This window comes from Nostoc sp. (genome assembly GCF_054880495.1).
On record NZ_JBTYKD010000049.1, the window covers coordinates 16,971 to 39,387 of the forward strand.

The following is a 22,417-nucleotide window of genomic DNA, read 5'->3' on the forward strand; positions in this document are numbered from 1 at the left end:
TGTAAGTGTTAAATTGAGAACTTCTTTTTGAAGACTAACCCGAAAAAAGCGAGGAGCTAAAAAATGCGTGTTTGCGTGATTGGTACTGGTTACGTTGGTTTAGTTACAGGTGCTTGCTTGGCTCATATTGGGCATGATGTAATTTGCGTAGACAACAACGAAGAAAAAGTTAAGTTAATGAAGTCTGGCCAGTCCCCAATTTTTGAGCCGGGACTCTCAGAAATTATGCACTCTGCCATTCAAACAGAGAAAATTCATTTTACTACTGATATTGCAGCCGGAGTCGCTCACGGGGAAATTCTATTTATTGCAGTGGGAACACCACCTTTACCGACTGGTGAAAGTGATACTCGTTACGTCGAAGCTGTAGCCCGTGGGATTGGAGAAAATCTCAATGGTGGTTATAAAGTGATCGTGAATAAATCGACAGTGCCCATTGGCTCAGGTGACTGGGTGCGGATGCTTGTTCTAGATGGTATTGCTGAACAGCAAAAAACATTGGTACCCGCAGGTGGGGTATCGAGTGATGAGAAATTACTTCAGGTTGCAGCCGAGTTTGATGTCGTGAGCAATCCAGAGTTTTTGCGCGAAGGTTCGGCAGTTCACGACACCTTCAACCCCGATCGCATTGTACTAGGAGGCAATAGTCAAAGGGCAGTAGCCTTAATGCAACAACTGTATGCCCCAATTGTGGAACGCAAGTACGCTGAGGATCAATCTTTACCTCCTGTGCCAATTTTGGCAACAGACCTGAGTTCGGCGGAGATGATCAAATACGCCGCTAATGCCTTTTTAGCCACTAAGATTAGTTTTATTAACGAAGTTGCTAATATTTGCGATCGCGTCGGTGCTGATGTCACCCAAGTAGCCAAAGGTATCGGTTTAGATTCCCGCATTGGTAACAAGTTTTTACAAGCTGGTATTGGTTGGGGCGGTTCTTGCTTCCCCAAAGATGTCTCTGCCCTGATTCACACTGCTGATGACTATGGTTATGAAGCCCAGCTATTGAAAGCTGCTGTCAGTGTCAACGAGCGTCAGAGGTTGATTGCTTTGGAGAAACTCCAAAAAGTTCTGAAAATTCTCAAAGGCAAAACAGTCGGACTACTCGGACTAACCTTTAAGCCAGATACCGACGACTTACGCGACGCCCCAGCACTCATCTTAATTGAGCAGCTAAACCGATTGGGAGCCAAAGTCAAAGCTTACGACCCGATTATTTCCCAAACAGGTATGCGTCATGGTCTTTCTGGCGTGCTAGTAGAAACCGATGCCGAAAGACTTGCTGACGGCTGCGATGCTTTGGTACTCGTCACCGAATGGCAGCAGTTCAGCACTCTTGACTATGTGAAGATGGCAAAATTGATGGCGCACCCCGTTATCATCGATGGTCGTAACTTCCTCGACCCCGAAACACTTATTCGGGCTGGATTCCAATATGTAGGTGTGGGAAGATAGATAGTTAGGAGTTACGAGTGATAAATAAAAGTTAATACAACCCATAATCAATAACTCCTAAGTCCCTTCAAAACCTAAAGATTTAAACTACCGCCTAGATCATTCTAGGCGGTAGTTTAATTTGTTTAAAGCTTTACTTTACTTGGCGTTTTTGCGTGATAATTTCATGTCAAGCGCTATGTGGAATACGTTCAATTTCAGCATATCCACTGAAAATAAGTTTTTGACCTTCAGTTTCTAATCGGTTTAGCCGCATTTTCACTCCATCCAGGTCAAAGCGATCCAAGTCGACCATATTATCTAAAATTTCTACCAACGCCACGCTCAAGGTTTGCGAGATTTCCCGTTGGGCTTCTGGCACTTGGTCAAGTTGAATTTTCGGATCTTTGAAAGAAACCCGCCGCCGCTTTTCAATGGCTATAGTTAGAATCATGCTCAGGGGCACGAGTTCGCCATTGTTTAAATCAGCTTTTGCTACAAGCTGTAAGCGATTTTCAGGTAATAGCTGTACCTGAACTTCGGTAAATGAGACTGGTTCTCCGCCAGATAATGCTGTCAGGGATGGTACGGTGAGGTTAAGCAGGCGCTTTTTCACCAGTTCCGCATTAAAGGCTTGGTTGATGCCTGCTTCTGATAATATTACCTGTGCGATCGCTTGAGTGGGTTGCTTAAGGCTGAGTTTGCCACTTAAAACTGAGCCAAAGTCAATAGCCACCGCATCGGTTTCAAAAGACATCTCCTCTACCGCGAAATCTTTCCGAATCACCAAGCCACTACCGCTCATTTTGAAACTATCAATGCTGCCTTGCAAGAGTTTGCTGGAAGGGTAGCAGCGCACAAAGACTTCTACTGACTCGCTTTGGGTAAACAGGTGGCGAATCGTTTGGCTAGCGACTGTGTTGAGCATTCGCTCTCCCCAATCTGTGCCTTTAGGATCTTGTAAACCAGTAAGTCCGCCGAACATGTGGTTTTGGGTCTCTAGAAGTTCTTTGTACTTTTGTAACAAACTGTGAAGAATACAGCAAGCGATCCCGTGATTAATTGTGCTGATGAGTAGGCATGGAATGGCTGATGATTAATAAAATGTATAATATGTTACTAAGTTTTTAGTATTAGCAGTTAGACATTAACAAAGGTAGGTAGAAACATCTGGTTTTGGGTCTATAGAAGTTCTTTGTACTTTTGTAACAAACTGTGAAGAATATAGCAAGCGATCGCCTGATTAATTGTACTTATGGATAGGCATGGGATGGCTGATGGTTGATAATAAAATGTATAATAGATTACCAAAGTTTTGGTATTAGCATTAGAAATTAACAAAGGGAGCTAGTGAAGGGCGACGAGGTTTTGGGCAGTGGGTGCGATCGCACATTTGTTAAAAATAGTCTTAAGGCTGCGATCGCTCCATAGTTTTTTTATTCGTCCAAAACTTACGTGTTATAAATGTTACTTTTTTAACTGTACTTAGTAAGCTCTAAGTTGAGAAAAAGAAGTCTCCCGGTGCAAAAACTGCCAACCTTAGTCCTGAGTCAATCGAGGCGATCGCAGCTAATATAAAATCGCTACCATCTTTAAAAACTTTACTTGAGCAAATTAATAGTGATTTCGCCGTACCTCTACTGGCGCAATTTCAGAAGGCAGAAGGCAGAAGGGAACCCACGTTTAAAAACGTGGGATTGAAGCAAGGACGCTTTGTATCTTGCGCTACGCGTCTCGATACAATTCTTTTTATAAACTGGGCTTTAGACCCAGAACTAAAGTTTTTATTAGTACTTCTTTCCTTCTGCCTTCTGCCCTCTGCCCTCTGCCTTTCTTTGTCAAAAAATTGCTCATTTAGACGGAGTAATTACGCTACAAGAAGCTAAGGTGTTAGAAACGATTAACACAAAGTTAAACCGTGATTTAGCTGCAATCAAATAATCTGAAGATTGCTGTTAATATTTCTTAATTAAAGGTGATGGCAACCTCTATACAAAAGTGCGATCGCCTCTCTCATAATCAAAACAGCCATGCCCTGCCCCGGTGTCTTTTAAGACTCCCCATTACTTACTCTTTTGCTTAACAGGATTGAGCGATCGCTCAAAGCGAGTAAAGGCTTGAGAACAAAGCAGGGTCAGGAATAAATAAACCAAGGCGACAGTGGCGTAAATCTCAAATGAACGATAGTTCTCAGCTACAATCAGCTGTCCTTTGCGGAACAACTCTTCAAACCCGATGATCGCGACTAAGCTGGTGTCTTTGAGCAGGCTAATGAACTCATTGCCCAGAGGTGGCAGCATCCGCCGGAGGGCTTGAGGAAAGATTACATAGCGCATCGTTTGCACTGAGCTTAAACCCAGTGATTGAGAGGCTTCTGCTTGCCCAGGCTCAATTGATTGAATACCTGCCCGGACAACTTCAGCAATGTAGGCAGCCCTATTGAGACTCAATGCAATCACCGCTGCTGCTAAACGATTTAAAGTGAAGGTGAAACCAAAACTTTGGGCTAAAGCAGGCAACCCAAAGTAAATCATAAAAATTTGCACCAGCAACGGCGTCCCGCGGAAAAAGTCTACATACGCCCTAGCAATCCAGGGCAAAGGCGGAGTGGGCAAAAGGCGAACAATTCCAATCAGTGTACCCCCGATCATACCCAGCAAGACTGAGATTGCTGTGAGTTCAAGTGTTACTAAAGCCCCATTTAGCAAGCTGGGTAGGGACTTAAAGATAATGCTTAGTGAGGTAAATAGTTGGGATACGCCTTTTTCGGGAGCCTGGTTTTCGATGGGTGATTTTTCTGGTAGTTGTGGCGGTTGGATACCAAACCACTTTTGGTAGATTTTGGCGTAAATACCATTTTTCAGCACCGTTTCTAGACCTTGGTTAATCGCTTGCAAGTTGGGCGATGCTTTAGGTGTAGGAATGCCATAAAATTCTTCTGTTAGCAGACTGCTGACCACTTTGAGTCTGTTAAGATTGCCGCTCTTTATGCCATATAAGATAACGACCTGATCATTAAGAACGGCATCGACATTACCATTGATTAATGCTTGAAGAGTTAAAGGTGAATCATTAAAAGTGCGAATTTCCGATCCGGGAATACTTTTAGCCTTCTGTGCGCCAGTTGTCCCAATTTGCACACCAATGGTTTTGTTCTTAAGATTATCGAAATTGGTAATGTTTTCATTATCTGTGCGGGTGACGATCGCTAGCCCTGATTTAAAGTAAGGACGCGAGAAGGAAATTATCTTCGCCCGTTCGGCAGTAATCGTCATTGCCGCAACTGCGGCATCTACAGTTTGCGCTTGCAATGCCGGAATTATACCAGCAAAAGGCATATTTTGATACTTAACTTTCAAGCCAGCAGATTGAGCAATCGCATTCATCAAATCAATGTCAAAGCCTTGTAACTCACCACTGGCAGATTGAAACTCGAAAGGCGGAAACGTAGGTTCTGTAGCAACGGTGAGTGTGTTACCAATAGTGGAACCATCTGTGATACAACCTAAAAGTAAAAATAGACAGCTTAAGCTTAAGCCAAAAACTAGCTGACGTAACCAAAGGACAACACTTAATCCAGTCATATTCTTTAGACTTCTCCAAAAATATCCAAGCTTAGACTATGACTAGTTTTCCAAAATCAAAAATCCAGTTAAGTACAATTGCTGTAATAATAGTAAAGTTTTGTAGAACTATGGACACTTTGTTGCGGTAAAGAGTTGTTCGTAGACGCTTCTGTGAATGCGTTGGCAACTGATGCTCGCAACTTCAGTAAATCCTCTTCAAAACTATCATCCCATCCATATTGAAAATTCACTTTATAAATCAGATTCAAAATGGTTGCAAATACATTTGATGGTAACAGCGTATTCGAGGAAGATTATCTTTACTTTTATGAAACCTTGTTGACACCAGAACGTACCCAACATGAAGTTGACCTCATTTGCCGATTGCTAGATTTACAAGCAGGGATGAGTATTTTAGACTTAGCTTGTGGGCATGGACGGATTGCTAATCAGCTAGCGGCTCGTGGCTATCATGTGACTGGACTTGATGCAACAGCTTTTTTCTTAGAAAAAGCAAATCAAGATGCGGTTAGCAACGGTGTTAAGGTAGAGTACCTTCAAGGCGATATGCGTTCCCTACCCTTTAGCGATCGCTTCAACTGCATCATCAACTGCTTCACAGCCTTCGGTTACTTCGATGACAATGAAAATAGATCGGTCTTAACCCAAGCGTATCGCGCTCTAAAAGTAGGTGGCAAATTGCTAATTGATATTCAGAATTTTAGCCGCGTCTTGCAAGAATTTACGCCTGAGTTAATTACTGAGCGTGAGGGGAATTATATGCTCGCACGCACGCGTTACGATGCGCTTACCAATCGTACCCATACCGAGCGGATTATCATTCGTGATGGACAAGTGCGGCGCGGTGAATACTTTGTTCGCAATTTTACCTTTCCCGAAATCCGCGATTGGCTCCTGCAAACGGGCTTCAGCGAAGTAGAAGGCTATGGTTACGATGGTGAAACGTTCGCGCTTAATAGCCGCCGAATGATTGTGGTAGCAAGCAAATGAAGAGTCAGGAGTCACGTCACTTCGCTCCGAATTCAAAATTCAAAATGACGCTCGCGGACTCGCTCTCGGTGGCGCTAACAAAATTCAAAATTAATGATCCCCATAAATAAATTTAGTTGCTCTGTAAACGGACTTCGTATTTCTTGCCCTGTGCGTCTCGAAATACATTTTTTTGCTTCTCCATAAATAAATTTAGGGGCTTGTATCCTTTTCGTTTTCGGTCAGGAGATAAGAGACAATATGTCTTCTGGCTCAAATGACTCTTAAAATAGCTTCTGAAAGTGTATGAGTGATTTGCTTGGACGATGGGAATTTTGGTCATAGCTGCATAATTCCTAATTCGTAATGACGCTCTCTACGAACGCTAATAGCGTGTCGCAGACAGACGCGCTCTCTACGCGGACACATACGCGCTACGAAGACAGTAATTCGTAATTCGTAATAAGTCCTACCTCGTCAACAACTTCCGCCGCAAATTATCCAACGCCGCATTCCCACTCACATGACGAATTAAAGCTCGACCTCGCGCTGCACCAAACTGATATTCAAAGCTTGCGACTTCATCCTTTGGCCCAGCTAAACCAACGTAAACTAAACCCACTGGCTTAGTATCTGTCCCTCCAGTTGGGCCAGCAATACCAGTGATACTCAATCCCCAAGTTGTTGCAAGGCGAGTTTTTACCCCAATTGCCATTTGCTCTGCAACAGTAGCGCTTACCGCCCCAAATTTATCTAAATCTTCTGCGTTAACCCCCAGTAGCCCAACCTTCACCGAATTGTCATAAGAAATTACTCCACCCCAAAAGTAATCAGAACTGCCAGAAATCTCAGTCAACATTTGCCCTAAACCGCCACCGGTGCAAGATTCTGCCACCGAAAGCGTTTCTTTTGATGCCCGCAACAACTGACCGACCACGCTAGCAAGAGTATCATTATTGACACCGTAAAAATCCAGTCCGGCAATTTCTTTAATTTGTTTCTCGATGGGCGCAATTAGGGCTTCTGCTGCTGCTTCGGAAGTTGCTTTAGCAGAAACTCGCAATCTGACTTCCCCCTTACCTGCATAAGGGGCTACTGTGGGATTTGGCAACTTCAAATAGGAAGCAACTTTTTCCGCCAAAGCCGATTCACCAATACCCCAAAACTTTAAACTCCGACTGTAAATAATTTCTTTACCCCAACCTTGACTTTTGAGAAATGGGACGGCTGTTTCTTCCCACATCGGGTGCATTTCACTGGGAACACCGGGAAAGGTAAAAATCGTGATTTCAGGGCGGGGTTGCCAAATGATACCGGGTGCTGTTCCAGTGGGGTTGGGTAGAATTTCTGCACCTTGGGGAATCAAAGCCTGCTTGCGGTTACTTGGTGACATAACCCGACCACGTTGGGCGAATTTTTGGATTATGTCTTCGATGATGTCAGAACGTTCTACCAACGGGACTTTAAAAAAATCGGCGATCGCTTCGCAGGTGAGGTCATCTGGTGTCGGGCCGAGTCCACCAGTGAAAATGAGAATTTGCGCTCTGGAAATAGCAATTTCTATAACTTGCTTTAATCGTTCTGGATTATCCCCAACCACTGTTTGATAGTAATGGGGGATACCTAGCTGCGCTAATTGTTGGGCGAGATATTGAGCATTGCCGTTGAGGATATCTCCTAGCAGCAGCTCAGTACCAACACAAATAATTTCTGCACTCATTAGATTGGGGAAGGGGAGTAGGGAGTAGGGAGTGGGGGATGAGGAGCAGGCAAGGCAGGGAATGAGGAGCAGGGGAGGTAGGGGGAAATAACCAATGCCCCATGCCCCATGCCCCATGCCCTTATGCTAGGGCTGGTACTGGAATTTCTAGGTGAGGATATAAGGGGAAGCGATCGCACAATGCTGCTACCCGTTGCCGACAATCTTTGGTAACTATGTCGGAATCTGGAGAAAGCAGGCGATCGCTAATAATATTTGCAATCTCGGTAAATTCTCTTACTCCTAAGCCCCGTGTGGTCATTGCCGGTGAACCTAACCTGAGTCCACTGGTAACAAATGGCGATTGCGGATCAAAGGGAACTGTATTTTTGTTAGCAGTAATATTTACAGTACTAACTAGCTGATCCGCCTGCTTACCCGTCATCGCAATAGAACGTAAATCCACCAGCATTAAGTGGTTATCAGTGCCATCAGAGACAATCTTTAAACCCCGGTTTTGTAGTTGTTCAGCCAAAGCACGAGCATTTTCAATCACTTGGGCAGAATAGGTCTTAAACTCAGGCTTCAAAGCTTCTCCAAAAGCTACTGCTTTACCCGCAATAACGTGTTCCAATGGCCCACCTTGGTTGCCAGGAAAAACAGCTTTATCTAGCTTTTTACCTAATTCTGCGTCGCTGGTCAAGATTAAACCACCTCTAGGACCGCGTAAAGTCTTATGTGTAGTTGTTGTTACTACATGACAATGAGGAATGGGATCAGGATGAAGACCACTAGCAACTAAACCAGCAATGTGGGCAATATCGGCAAGTAAGTAAGCGCCGACTTCATCAGCAATGCTACGGAACTTTTCAAAGTCAATTATCCGGGAATAAGCGGAATAACCACAAATCAGCAGCTTAGGACGCTCCCTCAGCGCCAGCTCCCGAATTTGGTCATAGTCAAGTTGTTCTGTTTGTTGGCTAACACCGTAGTGGCTAACTTGAAACCACTTACCTGAAACATTTACAGGTGAACCGTGGGTGAGATGTCCTCCATGAGACAAATCCATCCCCATAATTTTGTCCCCTGGTTGCAGCAGCGATAGGAACACTGCAAAATTGGCCTGTGCGCCAGAATGAGGTTGCACATTCGCATGAGCAGCACCAAATATCTGTTTAGCGCGGTCGATCGCTATTTGCTCGATTTTGTCGATAAACTCACAACCGCCATAGTAGCGTTTACCAGGTAATCCCTCGGCATATTTATTTGTCAGTACTGAGCCTTGAGCCGCCAGTACAGCAGCAGAGGTAAAGTTTTCACTAGCAATCAACTCCAAGTGATCTCGCTGACGCTGTAGTTCGTCGTTGATTAACTCTGCGATCGCCGGATCAGTGGAGGTAAGAAAATCTGAATTAGTCCTAGTCACTTCAATTATCCTTGTGGAAATTTGTACAACGGCTGATTTTGGTTGAATACAGCACCTAACAGTCCATTTTTAAGAGTCCATAGGCCAAAGTCTATAGTTCAATGATTTTGACTGCTCTACAGAGGCGATTAATCGTCTCCGTAGTATTGAGGTTTCTTTGTACCAACTTATTTATTATAAGGACGTTGCTTTTTGAAGCTGGGCTAAATTGAGCGTAATTGCGATCGCTCCTCTGTGGTAGAACTTACGCAAAACTACATACTGTAGGGGTAATTCATGTAGCTTTAGCTGACCGCAGGGTATTGCCCCTACCAAAAAATCATTTGACCGTACTATAGGAATCATATTTGATTTCTGAAAAAATCTCGGTAGTCTTGTAGAAGCCCCTCTTGGCTAGAATGTTGCAAAAAAATTGTCGGTTGGGTGGAGGCTTTGCCAAAGCCAACATCCTGATAATCAGTTGGGTTGCGCTCCGCTCCACCCAACCTACGTCTAATGCACTATTTTAACCTAGAGAGTCCACTACGTGCATTTCAAAAATCAAATACTAGTCCTATAGAACTTTTTCATTAATTTTTTTAGCTATGATGCTAGTAAAAACTTGCAATAATATATGAAAACTTGATCTTAAAAGGTAGATGCACCGATGCTAAATTGAAAAAATGTCCATTAAATATTTGACAGACTTTTGGATTTGGTTATTGGGAAAGGTATTAATTTTCAACACCATTTCAACTATGTAGAGTGCAGCAAGCAAAAAAGTTATTAATACCAAACAATATCTGATTAGTAAGATATTATTTACAGGTTTGAAAATTGTATCTTTTGCGTTCTGTTGTGATCTTTTTTCCTTGCCAAGTAAAAAAACTAGATAAAAGTGCTTTTTAATGAATGGGATAGAAAGCCTGATATCCACAGCATGACGCCTGCTAACCCGCTCTTTAAATACCTTTTGTAATTCTGTCAATTGGGCATCGGTAAAAGTAGCTGCTACTTCAGGAGGAATGCAGCTGAAAAACTGTTGTAGAAAAGTGTCATTTTTGGAAGAATATTTAGTTAAACGCTTTCTAGACATATTGTTTTTATTTTATTGTCAGTATGAATAAGCTTTAAAACATTGGACTGTGTTGATCATCCCAACACTTCTGATCATGCCAAGTTCTGTTAGTGTGTTCGCATTCAGATTTATCGAAAATCCAAGGAATAGATGTAGGTGAAGGCGAAGTGGAGATGGAAGTAAGCGAAGTAAGTGAAGACCATAAAAAAGGGAAAATAGTTAAGCTACAACTCAATAAAATGCTTAAAAATCCTGTTAAGAATATGATATTGCCTGTATTCCAAAGAGGATATTTGCCTTTTTCATATAGCAAGCGCTGTTGGGAACGACGTTCCGAACCTGCTAATAAAACTAGATAAAATCGTAGTCCGGGAATAGGGACAGAAACTCTTATATCTAAGAAATGACGCGCCTTAATTTGAGAGCCGAAAGCTCTTTGTATGGCTTTTATTTGGTCATCAGTGAAAGAGTTTGCTATTGTCGGACTAATCTTAGAAAAAAGTCGTTCAAAAATAGGATCAATATGTTCTATACTTTTCATAATTATAGTTGACTATATGCGGACATTCTAAAAATAACCCAATTTTATAGTTTCGCCCTTGATATTTCCACTGAAAAGCGGTCAATTTATAAATTTATATAAATAATTGATTTACGGTTTAATTACTTAATATTAGAGATTAATTGACTTCAGATATTTTTAATTGTTCCCTAGAGTTTAATCTCAAGAAAGTTTTGATAAATTTTAGGCGATCGCAATTAGTAATATCTGGCAATCCGCTTGAATCAAGTCTTAACCCAAACGGTATTGCTGAATAAACTTCGTGACAAAAATCCGAATCAGGACTTACGCAAACAATAACTGAAAAGAATAATTTTTAGGTAGGGGCAATTCATGTAGACGAAGGCTGACCGCAGGGTATTGCTCCTACCGCGAGTTTTGCGTAATTCCTACGAATAAAAGCAAAAGGTCTAATCTCAGCCAACACGTAAGGGTGCAAAGCACATCTTTGCACCTTTATGTGAATTTACGATCCAACCTTGGGTATAGTATCTCCAGGACCTGCGGTGACAATCACCAGATTTCCCGGCTTAATTAAATCCTCAATAGCCTGTTGCATCTGAGCCATAGTCACTGCTTGAATCTTCTGGGGAAAGTCTCGGATTTCTGATCGTGAAAGTCCCAAGACAGCATTATCCAAAATGATGCTTGATACATCACTGGGATTAGCTAAATCCACAGGGTAGCTATTGGTAATTGAACGTTTTGCCGCGTTGAATTCAGCCTCAGTTACTCCTTGTTCACGCAACTGTTTGAGTAAAGCCAGAGTACTGGCGATCGCTTTTTGGGTATCAAGAGGAGCAGTCTGCATCTGAATCAAGAACGGTCCGGGATTAATTCCGGCGGCAAAAGCACTATAAATACCGTAGGTTAGACCTTGGCGATCGCGCACTTCCGTACCCAAGCGGCTCGATAAGGTATCACCGCCCAAAATTTGATTCAGCACCAGTGCTGCATAAAAACGCGGGTCTTTGCGAGAGATGCCGTTGTAGCCGATGTAGGTAACAGCCTCTGTTTTACCAGGAATTACTTTGTTTAAACGTGTCAAAGTTGGCGGTAATGGTACGGATGCTATTTTCAGCACAGGTGGCTTACCTGTGGCTTGCCATTTGCCAAACTGCTGATTTAGCAAAGCTTTTACCTGAACTGGATCAAAGTCTCCAACTAAGGCGATCGTTGTGCTATCTGGTCGGTAGTGTGTCTGGTAAAAGCCAAGCAAATCATCACGAGTAATGCTCTTTAAGCTCTCGGCTGTGGGAAAGCTATGGAATGGATGATTTTCTGGGTAAATTGCTTGCTGAAATAGTTGTCGTCCCAGCCCTCTAGGGTCATCTTGCTGGACTTTGAGACTTGTCAACGCCCTCTGGCGACTCAGTTGTAACTGGTCAGCTGGGAAAGTGGCGTTTTCTAACACATCTGCCAGAGTTTGAATTAATATCGGCAAGTTTGCGGAAAGTCCTTGACCACTAATGCTAACTCCTTCGCGGCTAGCACCGAAGTTTAAGTCCGCTCCCCGGTCTTCTAGGCTTTTTGCCAAGTCCAAAGCATTTTTAGTCTGCGTCCCATTCATTAAGTTGTTCGCAGTCAGATTTGCTAATCCAGCTTTTTGATTGCCGTCAAATTCACTACCGGCATTAAGTTGTCCACTCAGGTTAATGGTGGGGAGGTTGCGATCGCGCAAGAGCAGAACCCGCAAACCATTATTTAAGGTAAACTCTTCTGGTAGTGATTGTTTGCCTGAATCTGTAGCTGATGTGGCAGGTGGGAGATATTTGGCCAGTTCTGCTGGATCTACAGGTTTACCGGGGCTGAAATTTTCCACCGTACGACTAGAACTAGCGTTAGAAGTTCCTGGTTTACCATCTGGTTGGGTTGGCTCAAAGAAGCCGATGGTTTGTTTAGCCGGATTAAGGTAAGTTTTTGCTACTTCCTGAACTTGATCTGGGGTAACTTTAGCGATCGCAGCCAGATACCGTTCAATATAACGATAATCCCCCGCCACAGTTTGGTTATATCCCAGTTGGGTAGCTTGACTAGTGATGTCTTGATTACCCAAAATATACGAGGTTTGTAGTTGTGTCTTCGCTCGGTTCAATTCTTCTGTGGTAACAGGCTGCTGTTGCAATTTTGCTAAAGATTCCTGGAGTACCTGGGCAATTTTCGCCAACTCTTGACCGGGAGCCGCCGTAGCATCAATTTCATACCAACCGGGTTGGATGAGTTCGGCAGCACCGCCACTTACTGAACTAGCGAGTCCAGATTCCACCAAAGCTTGGTAAAGTCTAGAGCTACGTCCACCTGTGAGGATAGCATCCATCACATCAATTGCCGGCACATCAGGATGATTGATATCTGTTAACGGATACACTGCTTGCAGCAGTGCCGCACTTCCAGGTTGCTTCAAAACGATCGCTGCTTTTTTAGCAACAGAGGTAGGAGTAGTCACCTGGGCGGAATTTTTAGCCACAGCCGTCTTGGCTCGTTTTGGCAACTTCCCGTAAGTTTCTTTCACAAATTTGAGTGCAGGTTCTGTGGCAAAATCCCCTGTAATTACCAGTGTGGCATTTTCTGGGCTGTAGTAGGTTTGGTAATAATTCCGCACCTGCTCCACCGTGAATTTCTCTACATCTGCTTTTGTGCCTCCCACAGGTAAGCCATAGGCTCTGCTAGGGAAAGCATCTCGCATCACTGCCCGATCCAGACGATACCCTGGTGAATTTTCGTACCCTTGTAACTCGGAGATCACCACCCGCTTTTCACTTCTGAGTTGCTCAGACCCAACTAAGGAATTTTCCATGCGATCGGCTTCCAGTGTCAACAATGCTTCGAGTTTGTCTCGTTGCACTGTGCCAAAGTAAGCTGTTTCGTCATAACTAGTAAAGGCATTGAACTGGCTACCTAAGGCACTAAACAACCTGCCAAACTGGACTGGACGGTCAGTTGTCCCCTTGAACATCAAATGTTCTAGCTGGTGAGAAATGCCATTTTGTCCCTTAACCTCGTTACGTGAACCAACTTTATACCAAACTTGCACGCTCACTACTGGAGCGGTATGGACTTCTTTGGTTAGCACTGTTAAGCCGTTGTCCAATACGGTTTTTTGTACACCTTGGGTGAATGAGAGAGCAGATACAGGTGGGACTGCTGTCGGTGTTGCAGCATTCGTAAAATTGCCCGAAAAAGGCACAATACTTAGCAGAAGGCTGAGTAAAAACCCGATAAGCATATATGAGCGTAGCTTCATAAGCAATGGGAAATTCAAAATCTTTAATTATAAAACAAAACCCTAGTACCATTTTGAAAAAGTCAAAAAACTTACATTTTTGGCTTTTTCGCCATTTTCAATGGTAGCTCTATTTCTGCGGTTGAGCTATTTTCGACAGCAGCCCCACGCCGTCCCGAAGCTGACTTTTCACGGTATCTGGAAAACCTCTCTTCAATGAGGATTATTTCTCTTCCCGCTAATACTTGTAGTAAGTAGGAAGGCACAATTAAATATAGGATAAAACCTCACCCTCAATCCCTCTTTTTGGTAAGGAGAGGGAAGCCGGAGGCAGGGTGAGGTTTTATAGTTTTCCGTGTACTGAAATTCTTTATAGAGAGAATTATTCTTGAAAGAGCAGGACTTTCAGAGGTTAAAACTCCATCACACACAATTGCGGAGAATTATATTATGTCTAGACTAATTGTTTCTTTGCCCCCATTCATAGGCACTTCGGGTTCGGATCTAGTGGTAGGCAAAGAGGATAATACATTATTGCCAGCAATTCCAGCAATTGGAATTGAGGTTCTAAAAAACGGAGTCATTGATACTCAAACAGGTAACGATACAATCTTAGGCACAGGCACTGGTGGCGGCGACTTTGACAATGCAGGCACAGGCACTGGCATTGCTAACAGTGGCATCATCAATGCAGGGATGGGAGACGATACAATCTTAGGCACAGGCACTGGTGGCTTCGAGTATAGACAACATCTACATGGTACAGGAATCTCTAACACTCAGGGTGGCTACATTAATGGAGGAGACGGAAATGATTTGATCAAGGGAACCGGAACGGGATCTTTCGATGGAATAGCCGATCCTACAGGCATCAATAATACTCAGCATAGCCGCATTGATGGAGGATTTGGGAACGACTCTATCTTTGGAACTGCAATTGGAGAATTGGATCTCTTCTCTAACACTCAGACCAGGGCTATAGGAATCTCTAACACTGAGGGCAGCGATATTAATGGAGGAGAAGGGAACAATTCCATCTCTGGAACTGGTGGATCTCCTGGCTATGATGGAGTAGATGGTACAGGCATCTTCAACAGTGGTGGTAGCAACATTAATGGAGGAGAAGGAAACAATTCTATTACTGGTATTGGCAAGGGCGGTGATGGGGGAGTAAATCCTTCTGGTCCTAATATCATTGCGGGGATTGGTATAGGCATCTCCAACAGTGGTAGCAGCAACATTAATGGAGGAGAAGGAAACAATTCTATTACTGGTATTGGCAAGGGCGGTAATGGGCAAGTATCTGCTATGGTGGATACTAATGTCCTTGCGGGGATTGGTATAGGCATCTCCAACAGCGAGGGTAGCGTAATTAGTACAGGGCAGGGAAACGACTTCCTTTCTGGCACGGGCACAGGCGGTGCGGGGGACTATTTCCCTTCCCATCCTGAAGCTTGGCCAGTTGAACCTGGTGTAGGTATAGGCATTGTTAACAGTGGCATGATCAGTTTAGGCGATGGCAACGATACCATCATTGGTACTGGCATTAGTCCAAGTACTGGCATTAGTCCAAGTACTGGCATTGTTAATACTAATGGCATTATTTGTGAAGGGGCAGGATCTGATATCCTGACTGGCTATGGCACCAGCGTTGGCATTCAAGGCGGCACGATTGATGGCGGAAGCGGTAACGATTACTTCAAAGCTCGTCGAATTGATGCTAAGGGTAATCCCGTTTCAGACCAAGGGGGCGCTATTGCCAATGTCTTGATTAAGGGTGGAGGTGGAAACGACACATTTGATGTTGGTTACGGTAATGCCACCATCGATGGTGGTTCGGGATGGGATAAGCTAATTCTGCCTGATTTCAAAAGTGATTACATTATTGCAGGCACCTGCAACAATTACACCGTTAAGCATGATCAGTTCACCTTGAATGTCTTGAATGTTGAGCAAATTGCCTTTCTTAGCGTTACTCCACAGCAGACTGTGCTTGGGATTCCTCATTAGCGATTGACAACAAATAAATTACTAAGTAAGTAAGTGGGTCAAATTAAATATAAAACCTCACCCTGCCTCCGGCTTCCCTCTGCTTACCAAGGAGAGGGATTGAGGGTAAAGTTTTATCTCTGCCAAACTAGCAATAACTTTTTGAGACATGCAAATAACAAACTTAATTGGATCATTCACACTAGGTATATTGTTAACAACAATACCTGTATTTTCAGCTAATGCCTTAGAAGTAGTACCGAACTTGTACCAGTTTCAAGGAAAGAATGTCAGCATTACTTACTCAACGACAAGCTTTATTGGCAAGCCCCAACCTATAAAGATAAGCAACAGACATTAAACTTTACAGGGAATGAGCAGATCCGTAGTGTAGAAACAGAAATTGGTACACTAGTGACTGTAACTATCCGTAAGACAGTAGATACTGGCAGCACCTTATTTACTTTGGTCTTACCGCGTGTAAACCTTGAAAACAGCAACTCAGCCCCAGTTGAAACTAAGGGAATCACAACAACAAACCGCTTTTCTGTGATTCCTCAATTCAACCAGGGGCAAACACAAACTTATACAATAATCCCTTTGACTGGTACAGCCCAATCTGTCGCATTTTAACTACACAAGAAGGTTAAAAATTCAAAATTGTTCGCGCAGCATCTCGTAGAGAAGAGAGTTTCAGACTATTATTTGTAAATAGACCATGCTGTAGGGGTTTAGCAATGCTAAACCCCTACGAAAAATGTGGTTTTTCGTGTTATATATATTCACTCTTTCTTGTCAATGCGTAAGTCCTATACGCCTATCTACTTATCGCGTCATTTATGAAATAGATGATGACTTAAATCAAGTAACGATCATTTTGATTGAGTATCGAAGTAGAGTTTATGAATAATTTTAGATGTATTTTAAAACTAGGTAATTTAGGCGATGCCTACGGTGGTCACTGAGCTTGCCTGCCCTGAGCCTGCGCCGTTCGCATAGCGTCTCGTAGAGAAGGGTCGAAGTGCGGTAAACTACGCTATCTCCCATTTTCTCTGCAATTACCGTTTAATTTGCTTAGGAAAGTTAGGAACTAACAAAGATTGCTCTAATTCACCTTCCTCATTATAAAACTTCATTTGACCTTGTTCATTACATAACCATACTTCCACAGCTTGAGCTTCTAAATATAAATTTATTTTAAATTCCATTTCTTCCAAAGTGTTACCACTGGATTTGACTTCTACACAAATTTCTGGTGCAATAGATGCTGATACTTCATCTTCAATTTGAGAAAATCGTTCCTCTGAACACCAGACAACATCAGCAACTTTTACACCGTCTGATGTGTTGATAGCACATTCTGGCATCACTTCTCCTGTATTCAATAAAGATTCTAATAAACATTGGATTCTTCCTTGATAAAAAGAATGTTTAATTTTGACTGGACTCATTACGATTTGACCCCATTTATTTAATTCAATTTTGAAGGGTAAATCTTGTAATTGTTTATGTTGACAAACTTCTTCCCATCTCATAGTTAATATTTGTCTAGAGTGATGATTTAATTTTAACTTATCTATAGCAACCCGATTTGATTTTGAAATCCACTGGATTTAGATTCCCGACTTCTTGAAGAAGTCGGGGATCTAAGCAGCAACTTTTGCTTAAGTAAGTGCCATTCCACTTTACAAATAAATTAATCCCTAAACTTCAACATCCAAAGTACGCACCAAAAAAGCCCATTTATCGGCGGCTTCTTTGATAATTTTAGCTGTGGGTTTACCCGCACCATGACCGGCTTTTGTCTCAATTCTAATTAGCGTTGGCGCATTACCTGCGTGAGCCTCTTGCAAAGCTGCGGCAAATTTGAAACTATGAGCAGGGACAACGCGATCGTCATGATCGGCTGTGGTAATTAAGGTTGCTGGGTAAGCTGTATCTGGTTTGATGTTGTGTAGTGGCGAATAAGCATACAACGCTGGAAACTCTTCTGGATTATCTGCTGAACCATATTCGGAAGTCCAAGCCCAACCGATGGTAAATTTGTGAAACCGCAACATATCCATGACACCGACTGCGGGTAAAGCTGCACCAAACAAATCGGGACGTTGAGTTATGCAAGCACCCACCAATAAACCACCGTTACTACCACCTGCGATCGCTAGCTTATCTGTCTTAGTATACTTATTAGCAATCAACCACTCAGCAGCCCCAATAAAGTCATCAAAGACATTCTGCTTTTTATCCTTGATTCCCGCTTGATGCCATTCTTCACCGTATTCTCCACCGCCGCGTATATTGGGCATAGCATAAACACCACCCATCTCCATCCATACCAAAAGACTTACAGAAAAACCAGGTGTCATTGAGGCACTAAAACCACCATAAGCATAGAGATAAGTGGGGTTATTTCCATCTAATTTAATGCCCTTTTTATGGGTAATAAACATGGGTACTTTAGTACCATCTTTGCTATGATAAAAGACTTGTTTTGTCTCGTACTTATCAGGATTTAAATCTACCTCTGGCTGGCGAAAAACGGTACTTTTACCAGTTATCATATCGTAACGATAGATAGTTCCTGGTGTGGTGAAACTGGTGTAAATATAAAAAGTTTCGGTATCATTACGCTTACCACCAAAGCCACCGGCTGAACCGATCCCGGGTAGTTCTACCTCGCGTACAAACCCGCCTTTGAGGTCAAAAATTTTGATTTGACTGTGAGCATCTTTGAGGTAATCAGCAACAAATTGGTTATTGAGTATGCCGACACTTTCCAACGTTTCTGCTGATTGGGGAATAATTTCTCGCCAATTTTCTTTAGCAGGGTTTTTGGTGTCAATCGCAATTACTCTTCCGCGTGGTGCATTTAAATCTGTGCGGAAATAAAAGACGCTATCATCATTATCGATAAAGCTGTAATCTGCCTCAAACTGGTTAATCAGTTCTACGACTTCAGCATTAGGGTTAGTTAAATCTTTGGAGAAAATTAAATTCTTAGAATCAGTTCCCAACCAAATTGAAATTATTAGATAGCGTCCATCTTCAGTAACGCCACCACTAAAACCCCATTCCTTTTGGTCAGGACGATGATAAATTAGTATATCTTCTGATTGGGATTTACCTAGTTGATGATAGTAGAGCTTTTGATAATAGTTAACATCTTCTAATTGAGTTTTTTCATTCGGTTCATCGTAGCGACTGTAGAAGAAACCTTGATGATCGTGTGTCCACGATGCGCCAGAGAATTTAATCCACTTCAGGTGGTCTTGCAGGTCTTCACCAGTTTCAATATCGCGGACTTTCCACTCTTGCCAATCAGAACCAGAGGCGGATAGACCATAAGCTAAAAGTTTAGCATTCTCGCTAATAGACAATCCTGAAAGAGCAACAGTACCATCTTCTGAAAGTTTATTGGGGTCGAGTAAAACTTTGGGTTGGTCGTCGAGGGTTTTCAGAGTGTAGAGGACACTTTGATTTTGCAGCCCGTCGTTTTTAAAATAAAAGTAGCGATCGCTTGAACCGTCTCCCAGTGATTCACCCTCTTTAAAAGGGATACCATATTTTTCATAATCCCAAAGTTTGGTGAGGCGTTGTTTAATTTTTTCCCTGGTAGAAATTTCACTCAAGTAGCCAAAAGTAACTTGATTTTGTGCCTCGATCCAAGTCCTTGTTTCTTCAGAGTCAGGATCTTCTAACCAACGGTAAGAATCTGCGACTAAAGTACCGTGGTAGTTATCAACTTGATTGCTTTTGTGGCTGGATGGGTAGGTGAGGGGTTTTTCAGAGGAGGGCATAATCTCAGGTCAAAAGTGCTTCTTTACATACTACACACTGACCAAAGCTGCGGGAAAATTCCCATTGAAAAGAGTAGCTGCTAGGATACTACTAAGCAGCAAGCAGTTCCATTAGGATAAGCAAGGGCTACGCCTACCCTCATTTACAGCTATTTGTCAGGTAAATAGACCATGCGGTAGGGGCACAGAAAAAGCTCATTAGTGTCAACTTAACGTAGAATTTAGGCAAGGCATACTTTCGAGGTTTCACCCTCACCCCCAGCCCCTCTCCCAATTTTGGGAGAGGGGAGCAAATTCTCTAGTTCCCCGAATCCCAAGTTGGGATTCGGGGTTAGGGGATGAGGGCAAAACGTCTTCTCAAAGCAGATTTTTTCTGAAGTTGACACCAATAAGCATTGCTGTGCCCCTACAACAGATGATGCCGCCTGAAAATGCCTTTAATTTTGGACTTTTGAATTGTTAAAAGACTACTTGCCACCAACCGAAGGCTGGGCCGATAAAACGGATAGTTGCCCATCCTACAACCATCAGTCCAATGCCTATCCAGGCACCACGAGTAGTCCAAGTAACAAATTTTTCGGATTGAGTTTTTGTGATGGGAAGCCAACGCAAGATGCGAGTCTCTTGACCGTATGTTTCCCCTAGTGTGGTTTTACGACGCTTTGCTTCACCCATAATCAGCAACTCAAATTCTATTTAGGTTCTAAATTTATCTTGCCAGAAATCATGTCTACAGAGAGGCGATGAATCACATCACTTTCATAAGCTGATAATAGTCCTTACTTTTAAACGATCGCGCTTTAGTTGACAAAATTTAAATTGGGCACTTGTACTGACTTGTACTTAGCGACGCGTTGCCCTGAGCTTTGCCGTACCACTTCGTGGAAGCAAGCTACGCGTAGCGCGATGCCCTGAGCTTGCCGTACTCCGCAGGAGTTGCAAGCTACGCGTAGCGTCTCGTAGAGAAGGGTCGAAGTAGCGTTGCCCTTGGCGCAGCCTAAGAAGAGAAGTATTGGGCATTGAAAACTGAACTTTAAGCTGAATTTTCTTCACCAGTGTTAGAAAACAGACTGGGATCGAGATAGTTAATACGTGCCAGAGGACTTAAAGATGCGAGAATTTGAGCGCCGTAGCTGCGGTTAACGACGCGACTATCAAGTAAAGCCACGATCCCTTGACTTTCTCTGACTGGGGCGATCGCTCGTTGTAATTCATTTAAAGCTGCTGGCAACAAATATAAACGAAACCAATCTTGATGCGATCGCTTATAACGAGCTACCCTACCAGCTACTAGGGGATTTTCCAAAGATGGTAGGGGCAAAGTCGCAATAATTAACAAATGGGGTGCCGGCAAGACTCGTTGATGTTCTCGCCAAAATTCCCAACCGCTAATCAAAATACCGTTTTCATCTAAACAAGTTTTTTCTACTTGCACCCGCGAACCAAACTCTGAGGCCAGAATTGTCGCAACTTGAGACTTGAGTGGCACATCACCCACCAAGACAACCGTTAATCCTGGGGCTGTAGCACTTAGACAAACCAGTGTGCGGACTTTGTGAATAAATGCCGCTTGAAATTCCGGCGTGTTGGGTAGGGGTAACTTATACGGTACATACAGTTGAATTGCTTCTGCTTGACTTTCCGAAGAGAACTTCAGGCAAGTTAAATCGTCCAAACCCAGGCGCTGTCGGAAAAGGGGAGCCTCAGTTTCCGGTTCTACAGCACTGCCAATTAAAACTACTGGTTGTCGCTGCCAAATGGGCCAGAGTATTTCGCCCAATTCCATTGGGGCGTAGTGCAAAGAAAATAAACCTTGTCGATGGGCAATAGTCGCCCAGAAGAGAGGATGGGGGGAAAGATTTTCATCAAGGGTTTGAAATTGTTGCCAGAATTGTTTCCAAGGTTCTGGCAGTGCTTGTACTGACTCTAAAGCTAAATGCAGACGGGTTAAAATTTCTATTTCTGGCTGGGAAATTAGATAGCACTCATAAGGATTGGCAGGATGCTGAAAAAGTTCGTGTGTCAGTTGTATCCGTGCTTCACGAATTGCTTCTGCTTCGTTTGGGCAAGCCAGCATGAGTTGATCCCAATCATCGGGTTGAATATCTTGGGTAAGTTGATCACGCACCCAATCTTCGAGATCATCTACGCCATCAATAATTGTGGGGATGCCTTGAGGAAAGCGATCGCCACCAGCAAATTGTCCTCTTAACCAAGCTTCTGGGGAAGTCAACAGTAGCCCTTGAAACTCAGTACTAGGCCAAGCGTCACCCGTCCTAATCGGTTTGTTGGTTGGTAGCCACTGCTGGAGACGGGGAATTTCTACCCGCAGCAGAAGTTGCTGCACGCCTTCTTGAGCAACAATAATTACAGGTCCATGCCACATTAGGGCTGATGCTACGAAACTAGTACGATATCGCCCTTGATAGCCACAAACCGCCCCTACTTGAATTAAGGCGCTACGTCCCAGGCGCAAGGCGCGTGCTACCAACCGGGCCATCGTCAAATGATGGGGCCAGGAAGGGAACCCCGCTTGCGATCGCAAAAAGTTATGTAGTGACAAATGAACTTCTGCCTCAATCACACGCTTTTAATCCCATACAAAGTTACTTTTACTTCCAATTGCCCCATTTCTATTATGTTGTCCTTTCTCATTAGTCCAAAACTAATGACC

General features: G+C 43.2%; 18 protein-coding genes. 4 read left to right on the forward strand and 14 right to left on the reverse strand.

Going from position 1 to position 22,417, the window contains the following annotated elements:
- Positions 1-63: 63 nt before the first annotated feature.
- Positions 64-1,455, forward strand: coding sequence for a UDP-glucose dehydrogenase family protein (locus tag ACYTXL_RS05445; protein WP_461923810.1), 1,392 nt, complete (start codon positions 64-66; stop codon positions 1,453-1,455).
- Between the two features lie 169 nt (positions 1,456-1,624).
- Here ACYTXL_RS05445 and ACYTXL_RS05450 read toward each other — a convergent pair whose 3' ends face one another.
- Both ACYTXL_RS05450 and ACYTXL_RS05455 read right to left on the reverse strand, forming a co-directional pair.
- Positions 1,625-2,419: an LmeA family phospholipid-binding protein gene (locus tag ACYTXL_RS05450; RefSeq protein ID WP_461923811.1), complete on the reverse strand. Its 795-nt coding sequence runs from the start codon at positions 2,417-2,419 to the stop codon at positions 1,625-1,627.
- A gap of 1,078 nt (positions 2,420-3,497) precedes the next feature.
- Complete coding sequence (locus ACYTXL_RS05455) at positions 3,498-5,018, reverse strand: ABC transporter permease subunit (protein WP_461923812.1); 1,521 nt, start codon at positions 5,016-5,018, stop codon at positions 3,498-3,500.
- A 252-nt stretch (positions 5,019-5,270) separates the two neighbouring features.
- On the opposite strand from ACYTXL_RS05455, the gene ACYTXL_RS05460 reads away from it, so the two are divergent.
- The gene (locus tag ACYTXL_RS05460; protein ID WP_461923813.1) at positions 5,271-6,011 is read left to right on the forward strand and encodes a class I SAM-dependent methyltransferase; all 741 of its coding nucleotides are present in this window, start codon (positions 5,271-5,273) and stop codon (positions 6,009-6,011) included.
- Positions 6,012-6,459: 448 nt separating this feature from the next.
- Here ACYTXL_RS05460 and ACYTXL_RS05465 read toward each other — a convergent pair whose 3' ends face one another.
- The 7 genes from ACYTXL_RS05465 to ACYTXL_RS05495 all read right to left on the reverse strand — a co-directional run bounded on the left by ACYTXL_RS05465 (position 6,460) and on the right by ACYTXL_RS05495 (position 14,223).
- Entirely contained in the window at positions 6,460-7,710 is a 1,251-nt protein-coding gene (locus tag ACYTXL_RS05465; RefSeq protein WP_461923814.1) for a competence/damage-inducible protein A, read from the reverse strand.
- Between the two features lie 121 nt (positions 7,711-7,831).
- On the reverse strand, positions 7,832-9,115 hold the full coding sequence (glyA, locus tag ACYTXL_RS05470; protein ID WP_461923815.1) for a serine hydroxymethyltransferase: 1,284 nt from the start codon (positions 9,113-9,115) through the stop codon (positions 7,832-7,834).
- Between the two features lie 174 nt (positions 9,116-9,289).
- A complete protein-coding gene (locus tag ACYTXL_RS05475) occupies positions 9,290-9,460 on the reverse strand; it encodes a hypothetical protein (RefSeq protein ID WP_461923816.1) in 171 nt (56 codons plus the stop codon).
- Between the two features lie 304 nt (positions 9,461-9,764).
- A complete protein-coding gene (locus ACYTXL_RS05480) occupies positions 9,765-10,190 on the reverse strand; it encodes a hypothetical protein (protein WP_461923817.1) in 426 nt (141 codons plus the stop codon).
- A gap of 34 nt (positions 10,191-10,224) precedes the next feature.
- The gene (locus ACYTXL_RS05485; protein WP_461923818.1) at positions 10,225-10,713 is read right to left on the reverse strand and encodes a hypothetical protein; all 489 of its coding nucleotides are present in this window, start codon (positions 10,711-10,713) and stop codon (positions 10,225-10,227) included.
- Between the two features lie 487 nt (positions 10,714-11,200).
- Complete coding sequence (locus ACYTXL_RS05490; RefSeq protein WP_461923819.1) at positions 11,201-13,978, reverse strand: M16 family metallopeptidase; 2,778 nt, start codon at positions 13,976-13,978, stop codon at positions 11,201-11,203.
- Between the two features lie 71 nt (positions 13,979-14,049).
- On the reverse strand, positions 14,050-14,223 hold the full coding sequence (locus tag ACYTXL_RS05495) for a hypothetical protein (RefSeq protein ID WP_461923820.1): 174 nt from the start codon (positions 14,221-14,223) through the stop codon (positions 14,050-14,052).
- 184 nt (positions 14,224-14,407) lie between these two features.
- On the opposite strand from ACYTXL_RS05495, the gene ACYTXL_RS05500 reads away from it, so the two are divergent.
- Together ACYTXL_RS05500 and ACYTXL_RS05505 are read left to right on the forward strand one after the other, a co-directional pair.
- Positions 14,408-15,967 carry a hypothetical protein gene (locus ACYTXL_RS05500; RefSeq protein ID WP_461923821.1) on the forward strand — a complete coding sequence of 520 codons (1,560 nt, stop codon included), beginning with the start codon at positions 14,408-14,410 and terminating at the stop codon, positions 15,965-15,967.
- Positions 15,968-16,360: 393 nt separating this feature from the next.
- The gene (locus ACYTXL_RS05505) at positions 16,361-16,579 is read left to right on the forward strand and encodes a hypothetical protein (protein WP_461923822.1); all 219 of its coding nucleotides are present in this window, start codon (positions 16,361-16,363) and stop codon (positions 16,577-16,579) included.
- A 425-nt stretch (positions 16,580-17,004) separates the two neighbouring features.
- On the opposite strand, the gene ACYTXL_RS05510 is transcribed toward ACYTXL_RS05505, so the two are convergent.
- From ACYTXL_RS05510 to ACYTXL_RS05530, 5 genes are all read right to left on the reverse strand, one after another.
- Positions 17,005-17,481 carry a Uma2 family endonuclease gene (locus ACYTXL_RS05510; RefSeq protein WP_461923823.1) on the reverse strand — a complete coding sequence of 159 codons (477 nt, stop codon included), beginning with the start codon at positions 17,479-17,481 and terminating at the stop codon, positions 17,005-17,007.
- Positions 17,482-17,649: 168 nt separating this feature from the next.
- On the reverse strand, positions 17,650-19,743 hold the full coding sequence (locus ACYTXL_RS05515; protein WP_461923824.1) for a prolyl oligopeptidase family serine peptidase: 2,094 nt from the start codon (positions 19,741-19,743) through the stop codon (positions 17,650-17,652).
- Positions 19,744-20,202: 459 nt separating this feature from the next.
- Complete coding sequence (locus tag ACYTXL_RS05520) at positions 20,203-20,418, reverse strand: DUF2839 domain-containing protein (RefSeq protein ID WP_461923825.1); 216 nt, start codon at positions 20,416-20,418, stop codon at positions 20,203-20,205.
- Between the two features lie 168 nt (positions 20,419-20,586).
- The gene (locus ACYTXL_RS05525) at positions 20,587-20,763 is read right to left on the reverse strand and encodes a hypothetical protein (RefSeq protein WP_461923826.1); all 177 of its coding nucleotides are present in this window, start codon (positions 20,761-20,763) and stop codon (positions 20,587-20,589) included.
- Positions 20,764-20,776: 13 nt separating this feature from the next.
- Positions 20,777-22,327: a helicase C-terminal domain-containing protein gene (locus tag ACYTXL_RS05530; protein WP_461923827.1), complete on the reverse strand. Its 1,551-nt coding sequence runs from the start codon at positions 22,325-22,327 to the stop codon at positions 20,777-20,779.
- Positions 22,328-22,417: the final 90 nt, after the last annotated feature.